The 13,149-nt window shown below is 74.7% G+C and carries 12 protein-coding genes; 3 read left to right on the forward strand and 9 right to left on the reverse strand.

The annotated features are described in order from the left end of the window. Positions 1–44 precede the first annotated feature (44 nt). A complete protein-coding gene (locus QSK45_RS11230; RefSeq protein WP_285555699.1) occupies positions 45–692 on the forward strand; it encodes an FMN-binding negative transcriptional regulator in 648 nt (215 codons plus the stop codon). A 202-nt stretch (positions 693–894) separates the two neighbouring features. Beyond that, positions 895–1,569 (forward strand): CBS domain-containing protein, encoded by a 675-nt coding sequence (locus QSK45_RS11235; RefSeq protein ID WP_285555700.1) that lies wholly within the window; start codon positions 895–897, stop codon positions 1,567–1,569. Between the two features lie 219 nt (positions 1,570–1,788). Here QSK45_RS11235 and QSK45_RS11240 read toward each other — a convergent pair whose 3' ends face one another. The 5 genes from QSK45_RS11240 to QSK45_RS11260 form a co-directional block, all read right to left on the reverse strand. Then, positions 1,789–2,445 (reverse strand): potassium channel family protein, encoded by a 657-nt coding sequence (locus QSK45_RS11240; protein ID WP_285555702.1) that lies wholly within the window; start codon positions 2,443–2,445, stop codon positions 1,789–1,791. Then, positions 2,442–3,101 (reverse strand): potassium channel family protein, encoded by a 660-nt coding sequence (locus tag QSK45_RS11245; RefSeq protein ID WP_285555704.1) that lies wholly within the window; start codon positions 3,099–3,101, stop codon positions 2,442–2,444. The genes QSK45_RS11240 and QSK45_RS11245 overlap by 4 nt, the downstream gene beginning before the upstream one ends. Next, positions 3,098–5,917 (reverse strand): cation-translocating P-type ATPase, encoded by a 2,820-nt coding sequence (locus tag QSK45_RS11250; RefSeq protein WP_285555705.1) that lies wholly within the window; start codon positions 5,915–5,917, stop codon positions 3,098–3,100. The genes QSK45_RS11245 and QSK45_RS11250 overlap by 4 nt, the downstream gene beginning before the upstream one ends. An 88-nt stretch (positions 5,918–6,005) precedes the next feature. Further along, a complete protein-coding gene (locus QSK45_RS11255) occupies positions 6,006–7,001 on the reverse strand; it encodes an Acg family FMN-binding oxidoreductase (protein WP_285555708.1) in 996 nt (331 codons plus the stop codon). 30 nt (positions 7,002–7,031) lie between these two features. Next, on the reverse strand, positions 7,032–7,946 hold the full coding sequence (locus tag QSK45_RS11260; RefSeq protein WP_285555710.1) for a universal stress protein: 915 nt from the start codon (positions 7,944–7,946) through the stop codon (positions 7,032–7,034). Between the two features lie 238 nt (positions 7,947–8,184). Between QSK45_RS11260 and QSK45_RS11265 the strand changes: the two genes are divergently transcribed. Beyond that, positions 8,185–8,607, forward strand: a complete 423-nt coding sequence (locus QSK45_RS11265; protein ID WP_285555711.1) for an Hsp20/alpha crystallin family protein — start codon at positions 8,185–8,187, stop codon at positions 8,605–8,607. Positions 8,608–8,804: 197 nt separating this feature from the next. On the opposite strand, the gene QSK45_RS11270 is transcribed toward QSK45_RS11265, so the two are convergent. From QSK45_RS11270 to QSK45_RS11285, 4 genes are all read right to left on the reverse strand, one after another. Continuing rightward, on the reverse strand, positions 8,805–9,425 hold the full coding sequence (locus QSK45_RS11270) for a V-type ATP synthase subunit D (RefSeq protein ID WP_285555713.1): 621 nt from the start codon (positions 9,423–9,425) through the stop codon (positions 8,805–8,807). Continuing rightward, positions 9,422–10,816, reverse strand: coding sequence for a V-type ATP synthase subunit B (locus QSK45_RS11275; protein ID WP_285555715.1), 1,395 nt, complete (start codon positions 10,814–10,816; stop codon positions 9,422–9,424). Before QSK45_RS11275 ends, QSK45_RS11270 begins: the two co-directional genes overlap by 4 nt. Before the next feature lie 61 nt (positions 10,817–10,877). Then, entirely contained in the window at positions 10,878–12,629 is a 1,752-nt protein-coding gene (locus QSK45_RS11280; RefSeq protein ID WP_285555717.1) for a V-type ATP synthase subunit A, read from the reverse strand. Continuing rightward, positions 12,626–13,135, reverse strand: a complete 510-nt coding sequence (locus QSK45_RS11285) for a hypothetical protein (protein WP_285555718.1) — start codon at positions 13,133–13,135, stop codon at positions 12,626–12,628. Before QSK45_RS11285 ends, QSK45_RS11280 begins: the two co-directional genes overlap by 4 nt. Between the last annotated feature and the right edge of the window lie 14 nt (positions 13,136–13,149).

Raw genomic sequence — 13,149 nt, forward strand, 5'->3', positions numbered from 1 at the left:
CCCGGTGTCGCCCGACCTGCCGCACGACCGTCGAGGAGACCCGCATGTTCATCAAGCCCTGGGACGCCGGTCTGGACGACGCCGAATGGCGGACCTGGCTCGCCGAAGGCCATGACTTCGGGCAGCTCAGCGTCAACGGTCTGCCCGGCGAGGCGCCCGTCGTCGTCCCCACCCACTTCGCCACCGACGGCGACCAGCTCCTGATCCACCTCGCCCGGCCCAATCCGGTCTGGCAGGCGATCGAGCGCGACCCGAACGTCACCTTCGGCGTCAGCGGCGACTACGCCTTCATCCCCGGCCCCTGGCGCGCCGCGCCCGGCATCCCGCCCACCGACGGCGTGCCGACCAGCTACTACGCGGCCGTCCAGTTCACCTGCCGCGCCCACATCATCGACGACCCCGAGGCCAAGGCCGAGCTGCTGCGCCGCCAGCTGGCCCACTTCCAGCCCGACGGCGACCACGCCCCCGTCGAGGTCGACCGGCCGCCGTACGGCCGGATGCTGCCCGGCATCCGCGGCCTGAGACTGGACGTCGTCGAGGTACGGGCCAAGTTCAAGTACGACAACCAGAAGCCCGTCGAACTCCGCACCACCGTCGCCGACCGTCTCACCGAACGCGGCGAGGGCCTCGACGCGCCGACCGCCCGCCAGCTGCTGCGCCGCGCTGACCGCGTCGGCACCTGGAAGGCCTGACGGGGGCTTCCGGAGCGCGCACCGGCCTGACGACCCCCGACCGGGCGATCCTGCGATCGGGTCGGTTCGCCGGGGTGAGTTCGCATGATCGCCCCAGGCTCCGCAGAATGGTGCTGTATCCGACCTGCCACGCGGGCCACACCGCCGTACGGGGCCGCAGCCCGGTATCCGCGAGGTGGGCGCCCCGTATCCGGGAGGCGACATGCACCACCGAACGGTCGAGGAACTCATGACCCGGGACGTCGTCCGGGCCCGGCGCGACACCTCGTTCAAGGAGCTCGCGAGGCTGCTGGAGGAGAACGACATCACCGCCGTCCCCGTGGTGGACGAGATGGAACGTCCGATGGGCGTGGTGTCGGAGGCCGACCTGCTGCGCAAGAGCGCCGACCAGGCCGACCCGTCGGGCCTGACCCCGATCCCGCACCTGGAGGCATGGGAACGGGCCAAGGCCGAGGGCGCCCGTGCCGAGGAACTGATGTCCGCCCCCGCGGTGTGCGCCCGGCCCGAATGGACCGTGGTCGAGGCCGCCCGCCTCATGGAGGTCCAGCACGTCAAACGCCTGCCCGTGGTGGACGAGGCCGACCGGCTCGTGGGCATCGTCAGCCGCGCCGACCTGCTGCGGGTCTTCCTGCGCCGCGACGAGGCCATCCGAGAGGAGATCAACCGGGATCTTCTGCGGGGCATGCTTCTCCTCGATCCCCGCGATGTGACGGCGGAGGTGCGCGACGGACGGGTCACGCTCGCCGGGGTCGTGGAGTTCCGCAGTCAGATCCCTGTCGTGGAGCAGCTGTGCCGGGGGGTCGACGGGGTGGTTTCGGTGTCCGGGAACCTCACCTACCGGACGGATGACGCCAGGGACGCGCCCGGCGGAGGGTGAGCGTCGGCGGCTCCGCCGACACACCGCCGGGATGCGGCCGCCCGGGTCGGGGAGACGTTCGCCGCGCCGCGGGTGCGCGGCTTCCGGCTGCACTTCGCGGGCCAGTGGCACCGGTTCGCCGAACCCCGGTCCGCCACACCGCCGCCCCCTACGGGGACCGACCGGAGGTGAGCCGTCGGGGGCCACGCCCGGCCTCGCCCGCCGAAGGCCGGGCCCCGGTCACTGGAAGGCCGCGTGGATCTCCCGCTCGGTCGCCTCGTGCGACACGAGCAGGAGTTCGTCGCCGGGCAGCAGCCGCACCCCGGGACCGGGCACGGTGGGCCGGCCGTCGCGCACGACGGTGGCGACCACGGTGCCCGCGGGCAGCTGGATCTCGCCCAGGGTGCGCCCCGCGGCTCGGGACCGCGCGGTGATGGCGGTCTCGATGACCTCCACGCCCGCCTTGCTCAGCCTGAGCAGCGCCACCGTGTCCGTCGCGCCGGTGGCCTCCTCGATCAGGGAGATCAGCGGGGTGGCGGCGGGCACGGCCACGTCCACGCCCCAGCGCTCGTCGAAGAGCCACGCGTTCTCCGCGTCGTTGACGCGCGCGGCCACCCGGGCCACGCCGAACCGCCCCTTGGCGAGCAGGGCGATGACGAGGTTGTCCTCGTCGCGTCCGGTGGTGGCGATGACGAGGTCGCAGGCGAAGGCCCCCGCGCGCTCCAGCGTGCCCGGATCACAGGCGTCGCCGGTGAGGAGACGCACCTGGTTCAGCCCGTCGAGTTCGGCCACGCGGTCGTCGTCGTACTCGACGAGGGTGACGTCGTTGCGGGCGGCCGACAGCACCTGGGCGATCTGGGTGCCGAGCCGGCCCGCGCCCGCGATCAGGACCCTCACGTTCCCAGCTCCTTGTCGAGAAAGCCGCCGAGCCGGCCGAGCGCGGTCGCGGCGACGGAGAAGGTGACGAGGTCCCCGGGCTCGGCGAGCACACCGTGGGCGGGCAGCAGCGAATGTCCTCCCCTGGTGACCTCCACGACGCGGATCTCGCCGTCGACGTCGAACTCGGACAACCGCCGCCCGGTGAGGTACGACGGCAGCCGGGAGCGTACGAGGAGGGTCTCGCCGCTGCCGAAGGAGACCTCGGGGCTGAGATGGCGGTGCAGCAGCATCTGGTGGAAGCGGTTGACGGCCCAGCGGACGCTGGAGACCGTCGGGATGCCCAGCTCCTGGTAGAGGTCGGCGCGGCGCGGATCGTGGATGCGGGCGAGGACGACCGGGACCCGGTACGCGTCCCTGGCCGTCCGCGCGCTGACGATGTTGCTGGTGTCCCCGGAGGTGAGCGCGACGAAGGCGTCCGCGTGGGCGATGCCGGCCGACTCCAGCGCGGAACGACTGAAGCTGTTGCCCACGTGGAAGGCGCCCTGGAACCCGGGCGGCAGCAGCCCGCGGGCCTTGGGCTGCCGGTCGATGAGCCGTACGTCGTGACCCTCGGTGACGAGCTGCGTCGCCAGGGCGGCACCGACCCGGCCGCAGCCGGCGATGATCACCCTCATCCCGCCGCTCCCCCCGGGCGCCGGCCGCGGCGTCGCACCAGCCCTTTGCGGACCTCCTCGGCGGCGAGCAGCAGAGCCCCGAACGCGGCGAGCACGGCCCACTCGGCGAGGGTCAGGGGCGCGGTGTTGAAGACCGCCTGGAGCGGGGGCGCGTAGCTGATGGCGGCCATCAGCCCGATGCCGAAGCAGCCGGCCGCCAGCAGCCACGGGTTGCCCAGCAGGCCCGCCCGGAACACGCTCTGCCGGTCGGTGCGTACGGCGAGGGCGTTGAAGAACTGGCTGACCACGATGCCGGCCTGAACCATGGTGATCGCCTCCCGGTAGACGGGGTCCGCCTTGGTGAACTGCGCGTAGGGGATGCCGGAGGCGTGGATGTGCCAGAAGAAGACGGCGCACACGCCGACGGCCTGGATACCGCCGAGGAAGAGGACGCGGCCCATGACGGCCGTCGAGAAGAGCCGCTCCCGTCGGGGCCTGGGCGGGCTGTCCATGACGTCGGGTTCCATCGGCTCCGCGCCCAGGGCCAGGGCGGGCAGCACGTCCGAGCCGAGGTCGATGGCGAGGATCTGCACGGCGGTGATCGGCACCAGCGGGAACCCGGCGAAGGTCGCCGCGAGGATCGGCACGAGTTCGGCGATGTTGTGACTGAACAGGTAGATCAGGAACTTGCGGATGTTCCGGTAGACCGACCGGCCCAGGCCGACCGCGGTGGTGATCGAGGCGAACGAGTCGTCGAGCAGCACCATCACGGCCGCCTCGCGGGCGACGTCGGTACCCGAGGCACCCATGGCGACGCCGATGTCCGCGTGCTTGAGCGCCGGCGCGTCGTTGGCTCCGTCGCCGGTGACGGCGACGACCTCACCGCGCCGCTGCAGCGCCGTCACCACCCGCATCTTGTGCTCGGGATCGACCCGGCACAGCAGCAGTTCGGCGCGGCCGGCCAGCAGGGCGTCCAGACCGGCGTCGTCCAGCGCGTCCAGCTCGGCGCCGGTCACCACGGCCGGCGCCGGCCCGCGCACGATGCCGACTCGGCGGGCGACCGCCTCCGCGGTCAGCGGGTGGTCACCGGTCACCATGACGATGCGGATGCCCGCCCGCCGGCACGCGTCGACCGCCTCCCGCACTTCCGGCCGCGGCGGATCGTACATCCCCGTGAGCCCCAGCAGCGTCAGCCCCGACTCGACCTCCGCGAGCGGCGGCCGTCGCCCGGCCACCCGCCGCCGGGCGACCGCGAGCACGCGCAGACCCTGCCCGGCCATGCCGTCCGCCGCCGCGGTCACCCGGGCCCGGTACGCCTGCGTCAGCGCGGTCCCAGCCCCCGCCACGCCGACGGCGTCGCAACGGGCCAGCACCTCCAGCGGCGCGCCCTTGACGCAGGCGAAGAACGTGCCGTCACCATCGCGGTGCACCGTGCTCATCAGCTTGCGCCCGGAGTCGAACGGATACTCCGCCACCCGGGGCGTCAGAGCCTCCTCCCGAGCCGGATCCAGACCGGCCTTGCGAGCGGCCACGAGCAGGGCGCCCTCGGTGGGGTCCCCGAGCACCCGCCACGTCTCGCGCCCGGCCGGCGGCACCAGCCGGGCGTTGCCGCACAGGGCCGCCGCCCGCAGCAGCTCCCGCACCCCCGGCGCGTCGGCGACCTCGCCCACCGGCGCGTACCCCACCCCCGTCACCGGGTGCGGCACACCGTCCGCCCACAGCTGTACGACGGTCATCTCGGCCTGGGTGAGGGTGCCCGTCTTGTCCGTGCAGATCACGCTGGTCGAGCCCAGTGCCTCCACGGCGAGCAGCTGCTTGACGAGCGCGTGCCGGCGGGCCATCCGGCGGACACCGATCGCCAGCGACACCGACAGCGTGGCCGGCAGCCCCTCCGGGACGAGCGCCACCATCACCCCGAGGGAGAAGACGAACGTGTCGACGAAGGGCTGCCCCTCCGGCACCCGTACGGCGAAGAGGACGGCACCCGTCGCGAGCGCCACGCCCGCGACCCGGCGGGCCATGACGGCCACCTGCCGCTGGAGCGGGGTCCGCTGCCTCGGGGCGGCCGCGGTGAGCCGGAAGATCCGCCCGAACTCGGTGGCCGTGCCCGTGGCGTACACGACGGCCTTGCCCGTGCCGGCGACCAGGTCGGTGCCCATGAACACGCAGTTGCGCGCACGTAGCGGCGGTCCCGGCGGCACGGGTCCGGCGACCCGCCCGACCGGCTCGCTCTCCCCGGTGAGCGGGGCGTTGTCGACCGCGGCCTCCTGGGCCTCGACCAGCCGGCAGTCGGCCGGTACCGCGTCCCCCGCCTCCAGGACCACCACGTCGCCCGGCACCAGGTCCCGGGCCGGCAGCTCACGCCGCTCCCCGTCCCTCAGCACCCGGCAGGTGTGCGGCACCATCGCCTGGAGGGACTGCGCCGTGCGCTCGGCGGAGTACTCCTGGGCGAAGCCGATGCCGGCGTTGAGCAGGACCACCCCGAGGATCGCCAGGGCGAGCTGGAGGGTGGCCGGATCGCGGGGACGCCCGAGGCCGTAGGCGAGGAACGTGATCGCCGAGGAGACCAGCAGGACCACCGCGAACAGGTCGGTGAACTGTGCGAGCAGCCGGCGCCACAGCCGGCCGCGCCGCGCGCCCGGCAGGACGTTGGGGCCGTGGCCGTCCTGCCGGGCGGCGGCCTCGGCGGACGGAAGGCCGCGTGGGGAGCTGTCCAGGGCGGCGAAGACGTCGGGAACGGACAGCGAGGGAAGGCGCGGCGTGGACCCGTTCCACCCGTCCGCGGGCGGGGCCGGCCTGGGCGAGCGCCGGTCCGGCCCGGGGGCCGGCGCGGACACCGGACGCGTCCCGTCGTGCGTACGGCGGGAGCGGCCGGCGCCGCCGGGAAGCCCGTGCGATCGCTCCCCACCGCGCGGTGAAGTCCGATCAGACGACATCGAGCACTTCGGCCACCGGCCGCCGCGGGCTCGCGGGGCCCTCGGGGCCGTAGCCGAGCCGGATCACCATCTGGACGTACGCCATGGCCGAGACGGGGTCACGGACGGCCCACCGGACCTCGGACCACTCCAGGGGCTGGGAGGTGAGCGAGGCGACCAGCCCGTCGGTGGTGGCCCGGAGCAGGACCCGCTCCAGTGCCTGACCGGCGCGCAGCCAGTCCACCGGGCCGTCCTCGACCGTGCCCAGCAGCGCGATGTTCGGGTTCTGCTCGAAGACGGCCTGGCCGCGTCCGGGTACCGGGCGGCCCGCGGCGAAGTCGCGTACCGGAACGGAGGTGCCGTGCTGCCGGGGGCCGAACGCCTCGGCGGGGATGCCGTCGGACGCCCCGGGGGCGCCCGGCGCCGCCGGTTCCGTGTGCGCCCACCGCGCCGTCTCCGCACGCCACGCCGGATCGCTCGCCTCCCGGCCCTCGGCGTCCCGCACCAGCTCCAGGACCGACCGCACGTGCCAGGCACCCGGGAAGACCAGTTGGGCCCCCTCGGCAAGGGCCGCGTCCGACAGCCGCTCCCTGACGGCGGCCGGGATGTCCTCGTCGCGGTAGGGGAGACGACTGGAGTGCCGCCTCGGGACCGCCGGGTGGAGCACGGCCAGCGCGGCGTCGGGTGATCCGGTGCCGGACAGGCGCACCTCGGCGAGGAGTTCCGGTTGCGCCGGGTCGGGCAGCAGCCGGACGTCCGGGGCGAGTCCCGCGGCCGCGGCGGACACCCGCAGGTTCAGCAGTGCCGCGCCGCAGCCCATGTGCAGGCCCCGGTTCTCCGGGTCGGAATGCGGGAGCGTGCGCCGCAGGTCGGCGTACAACCGCAGCACCCCGCTCTCCCGCAGGTAACGGAACGTCCAGGGCTGCGCGTTGCCCAGGGAGGGCGCCGCGACGGCGTCCGCGACCAGCGCGGTGGCCGTGCTCACGGCGAGGGGCTCTGCGGTCACGGTGGCTTCCCTTCGTACCGGCTCTGTCGCTCACCCGCGGGTCGGGACCGCGATGACAGGACAGCGGGCGTGGTGCAGCACGCCCTGGCTCACGGAGCCCAGCAGCATGCCGGCGAAGCCGCCGCGGCCCCGGGTGCCCACCACCAGGCCCAGCGCATGGGCCGAGGCCTCGGTGAGGACCTGGACCGGATGGCCCGCGACCACTTCGTGGTGCAGCTCCACCTCGGGGTAGCGCGCGTGTCGGCCCGCCATGATCTCCGAGAGGAGCCGTCGGGACTCCTCCTGCGGCCCGCTCTCGTCGAAGACCCTCAGCGGGCCGTGCTCCCACACGAGCAGGGCCCGCAGCCCGGCGCCGCGCAGGGCGGCCTCCTCGAACGCCACGTCGACCGCCGCCGCCGAGCGTTCGCTGCCGTCGACGCCGACGACGTAGTACGGCCGGTCCTGGGTGATGTGCTCGGGTTCGGGCACGACCACCAGCGGGCAGTGCGTACGGGCCATCACCGGCAGGGCGATGGACGCGGATCCGAAGACCTCCTGGCGGCGGCTCAGGTGCCGCGAGCCGAGGACGAGGGAGGCGGCGTCGCGGCTCTGCTCGCACAGTGTCCACACCGGGTCGCCCTCGGCGAGCAGCGTGTCCACCTCCAGGTGCGGATGCCGGGCCGTGACGAACTCCGCGGCCTCCTCCAGCACCTGCTTCCCGGCCTCGTGCAGCGCCGCGTTCCACCCCTCCCAGGAGGGCGGGACCGCCTCCTTGCGATCGCCGGGCGTCGGTACGCCCTCGACATGGACCAGGCGCAGCGGCAGCCGACGGCGAGTCGCCTCGTCCGCCGCCCAGGCCGGCGCCATGCGATGGGCGCGGTCGGGATCGACGCCCACCACGATCGGCCGACGACCGGTGCTCCGGGCGGCCGGGTCGTCCTGGCTCGCGGGTACGGGAGCGGACATCGTCCTCTTCTCCTCACTGCGGCGGAGCGCCGCCGCGACTTCCATCAAAGCCCGGAAACGCGGGCCTTGCCAGGGGACCATCGGCCCCCGGGGGGACCCAACGGCACGACGCTGGGGAATCGGGACGAAAGGGACCTCAGGGCCCGGGGTATGGGCTGTTCGGCCTCAGCGGCGGAGGGGCCCGCGCGGTGGACTGGAAGGTGTCCGCGGACAGCACGAGAGCCGAGGAGGCACGGCGATGGCCACACTGACCCGCAGGCAGAGGTTCGCGTTCCCGGAGATCCCGGACTGGTTCGAGAACCTTCCGGCCCGGTTCGCGATGCCGACGATGGGTGATCTGTACACGGTGAGGATCGAGGACTACAGGGAGGACGACCGCTACGTGGTACGGGCGGAGCTCCCGGGCATGGCGCCCGAGGACATCGACGTCCTCGTCGGCGACGGAGTGCTGACGGTCCGCGCCGAACGCAGCGAGAAGGACGTCACGAAGAACCACAGCGAGATCCGGTACGGCTCCATGAGCCGCAGCGTGTCGCTGCCGCCCGGTGCCGACGAGGACGACGTCAAGGCCGACTACACCGACGGCATGCTGACGGTCAGCGTGGGCCTGGGCACGGAGAAGCGGGAGGCGAAGCACGTGGAGATCCGGCACGGCGGCTGAACACCGGTCGCGGCGATCGGCGGGCCCTGCACCGGGCCCGCCGTCGGCGTGTCCGGCGCAGGGTCGCTGTCAGGCCGCCTCGTCCGCGGCGCGCCCCGCCGCGGGAGCTTCTGTCCGGAGCGTGCGCTCGGCGGGTTCTCTGCCGGTCGGGGCCGCCCGTTCGCCCCGGGCGTCGGCGCCCCGGGTCCCGGTGTCACTCACCCGCCCGCCCGGGTGGCGGCCCAGCGGCGTCGTACCGCCTCCTCGTGCTCGGACTCCTCCAACGCCAGCTCAAGGGCCGCCAGCTCGTCCCGCAGCCGGGGGATCCAGTGGCGGCGCAGGGCGCGGACCCGTTGCCGGGTCCGGCCGGTCTCGGCGGCCAGCAGGTCGGCGGCCGTCCGGTGCACGGCGAGCTCCGCCGCGGCGCGGACGGCGGCGCGGTACGCCCTCTCGGCGTGCGCGAGCGCCGTATTGGGCGCGGTCGGCTCCGCCGGGGTGCGGACCGGGTCGGTCCAGTCCACCGCCACCGGGTGGCGCACGCCCATGAGCACGGCCCAGCGGACGTCGACGCGCGCCCGGTCCGCCGGTGCGGACGCGGACAGCGCGCTCTCACCGCCGAGCAGCACTCCGCGCACCAGCCAGGTCTCCGCCTCGGCCAGCCACTCCCGCCACACCCGCTCCGCTTCCCGTGCGGCCAGCCGCGCCGTGTGCTCGCGGTCGGAGAGCAGCCGGAGTTTGCGTTCGAGCAGGTCCGCCCCGCGCGTGGCCGTGGCGAGACTGCGGCGTAGCCGCAGCCGTCCGGCCCGTCCCGCCGGGGTCCGACGCGCACGCGGGCTCATCGGGGTTCCTCGTCCGCCGGCGGGGCGTGCGCGTCGAGCAGTTCGGCCGGGAGCATGCCGAGTTGGCCGCGCGGCAGGGTCAGCAGCACCTCCCAGGCCCGGTCCAGGGAGTCGTCGAGCGACCGGTTCTCGTCGCGGCCCTGCGTGAGGAACCGGCTGCGGAAGGCGTCCTCCAGCTCCAGGTGGCGCAGGTCGGCCGGGCTCAGCGCGGACCTGCCGACGAGATCGGCGAGCTCCGCCACCTGACGGGAGCGGGCCAGCGCGGCGATCAGCTGGGCCGCGAGGGCCGGATGGTCGCCACGGGTCAGCCCGGGACCGGTTCCCTTGCGCATCAACCGCGACAGCGAGGCGAGCGGATCCACGGGCGGATAGGCACCGGCGGCCTGGACGTCGGCGGACAGCACGATCTGGCCCTCCGTGATGTAGCCGGTCAGATCGGGCACCGGGTGGGTGATGTCGCCCCCCGGCATGGTGAGCACGGGCAGGACGGTGACCGAGCCCGGCCGCCCCCTGATCCTGCCGCAGCGCTCGTAGAGGGAGGCGAGGTCGCTGTAGAGATAGCCGGGATAGGCGCGCCGGGCCGGGATCTCACCGCGCGCGGCGGACACCTCGCGCAGCGCCTCCGCGTAGGCCGTCATGTCCGTCATCACCACCAGCACGTGGCGGCCCTCCGCGAAAGCGAGGTGCTCGGCGACGGTCAGGGCCAGCCGCGGGGTGAGCATCCGTTCGATCACCGGGTCGTCGGCGGTGTTGACGAACAGCACCAGCTCCCGGGCGGCGGAACGCGCGGCGAGGGCGTCCCGCACGAACGCCGTGTCGGCGTGCGTGAGCCCCATCCCGGCGAACACCACGGCGAACGGCTCGCCTCCGCAGGTCGCCTGGTCGGCGATCTGCACCGCGAGTTCCAGGTGCGGCAGCCCGGCCGCGGAGAACACCGGCAGTTTCTGGCCCCGCACCAGCGTGGTCAGCACGTCCACGGCGCCCACGCCGGTGAGCACCGGCTCGTTGGGCGGTTCCCGGCGCACCGGATTGATCGGCGCGCCGCCGACCGCCGCGGAGGACACACCCAGCACCGGAGGGCCGCCGTCGGCCGCCTCCCCCCGCCCGTTGCACACCCGGCCCAGCCAACCGGTGCCCACGGGGATCCGCAGCGGCGACCCGGAGAAGGCGACCCGGGTGCCGGTGCGGTTCATCCCGGCCGTGTCCTCCAGGACCTGCACCACCGCCAGGTCGCGGTCCACGTCCAGCACCAGCCCGTGCCGCCGCTCACCGGAGTCGAGGACGATCGTGGCGAACTCGTCCCAGCCGACACCGCTCACCCCCTCGACGACCACCAGCGGGCCCCGCAGCTCGCGGACGCCCGTGTACTCGATCGGCGCGGGACCGGTCATACCGCCTCCTGGGGCCGGGATGTCGTCATGCCGGCTCCTTGGGCCTTGGGCCGGAACGTCCTCACGCGGTCTCCTTCAGCCGGGCCAGCACAAGGTCGCGGGCCGCCGTCACCGGGGCGGTCTCGGCCGGGGCCGCCGTCTCACGGGCCCGCAGCAACGGGGTGAAGTCGACCGCCTCGACGGCGTCCGCGGTCGTACCGGCCTCCACCAGCTCCAGACAGCGGTCGATCACGGTCAGTACGGCGTCCACCAGGGCTGCGGTCTTCTCGGGCGTGCTGTAGGCGTCCGCCGGGCTCAGCGCGTTCTGCTGGACCGCGGCCTCGCGCAGCAGCCGTCCGGCGAGTACGTCGACCCGCTCCCGGGGCGGCAGCGCGGTGATGCCGACCAGCTCCACCAGGTCGGCGAGCCGGTCGGCCTGCGCCAGCTGCCGCGCCACGCGCCCGCGCCGCTCGGCCCACCGCGGGTCGCCGCCCCGCGCGTGTGCGGCGGCCAGCGCGGGGGCGTCCCGGGAGAAGGACTCGGACCAGGACACGGCCGGATAGTGCCGTGCGTAGGCGAGATCGCGGTCCAGGCTCCACAGGCAGCGCACGAACCGTTCGGTGTGCGCGGTGACCGGCTCGGTGCGGTCGCCGCCCGGCGGGGACACCGCGCCGATCACCGTGACCGACCCGTCGGCGCCGCCGAGGGTGCGGACCGCCGCCGCCCGCTCGTAGAACGCGGCGAGCTGCGAGGCGAGTCCGGCCGGATAGCCCTCCTCGGCGGGGAGTTCGCCCATGCGGGAGGCGAACTCGCGCAGCGCCTCCGCCCAGCGGGAGGTCGAGTCGGCGATCAGGACGACGTGGAGACCCATGTCGCGGAAGTACTCGGCGACCGTCGCTCCCGTGTGCACGCTCGCCTCGCGCGCCATCATCGGCATGTTCGAGGTGTTCGCGATCGTCACGGTCCGCTCCGCCAGCCGGCCCCCGGTCCGCGGATCGGTCAGTGCTCCCAGCTCCTCGATGACGTCCGCCATCTCGTTGCCGCGCTCGCCGCAGCCGACGTACACGATCACGTCCGCGTCGCACCACTTGGCGATCTGCTGCAACAGCATGGTCTTGCCGGTGCCGAAACCGCCCGGGACGGCGACCGTGCTGCCCCGGGCCACGGGGAAGAGCAGGTCGACGGCCCGCTGACCGGTGTTCAGGGGCAGGTCGGCCGGCACCCGCCGGGCGACCGGGCGCGGCCTGCGCACCGGCCAGGGCTGCGCCATCCGCACCTCCTGCCCGCCGACCTCGGCGACCACGGCGTCCGAGGGGTGCTCGCCCGCCGGCGCGATCCACCCCACCTCGCCCGCCAGGCCCGGAGGCACCAGCAGCCGCAGCGGAACCCGCGCGCCGATCTCCCCGAGGACCTCACCGGCCGCCACCCCGGTTCCTCGCGTCACCCGGGGAGTGAACGGCCACGACGGCCGCCGGGACGCACCGGCCGCGGGCGCGTCCGACGCGAGCAGGTCGCCGCTGTCGGCCAGCGGACGCAGCAGACCGTCGAAGACGCCGCCGAGCAGTTCCGGTGACAGCCGCACCGACAACGGCGTCCCCAGGGGCTCGGCCGGGTGCCCGGGGGCCAGCCCGCCGGTGTACTCGTACGCCTGGACGGTCGCCGTGTCGCCGTCGATGGCGACGACCTCGCCCGGGAGCCGGCCGGTGCCCAGCGCGACCAGGTCGTGCATGGCGACGTCGGCGGGACAGGCGACCTCCACGAGGGGACCGCAGACGCGCAGGATCCGGGAACGGCCCGCCCCGGGGGCCGGTGCCGGGACGTCGGTGGCGCTCACGGCGGCTCCCAGAGCGTCGCGGCGCGCGCCCCCAGCCGGTCCAGGGCGCGGTCGGCGAGGGCGTCGGCCGACAGGTCGACGCGGCGGCCGGGCGAATCGGCCGTCGCGCCGCCCTCCGCCGCGGCCGTGACGCGGGCCCCCGGTCCCAGCGCGTCCCGTGCCGCGGCCGTGACGGCGGACGAAGCCGCGGCGTCGTTCGCCAGGGCTCGCCGCACACCCGCGCGGATCGCGTCCCGCAACGCGGCATAGACCTCGGCGCGCGCCGCGAGCTCCGCCGCCCAGGCGTCCTGCGCCGCGTGGACCCGTTCCCGCGCGGCCCCGGCCGCGCCGTCGGCCCCACCGAGTTCCCGCGCCCGCGCCAGCACCGCATCGGCCGTGGCGCGGGCCCCGCGCAGGGTGGCGTCCGCATCCTCCCGCGCACGCTCCAGGACGGCATCGGCCGAGGCACGCGCCGCACGCAACAGCTCGGCCCGGACCGGGTCCAGGGCATCCACGGGCGCGCTCACGGAGGGATCACCGC

Origin of the sequence: Streptomyces hygroscopicus subsp. hygroscopicus (assembly GCF_030269125.1) — a bacterium.
Classification (GTDB): domain Bacteria; phylum Actinomycetota; class Actinomycetes; order Streptomycetales; family Streptomycetaceae; genus Streptomyces; species Streptomyces hygroscopicus_C.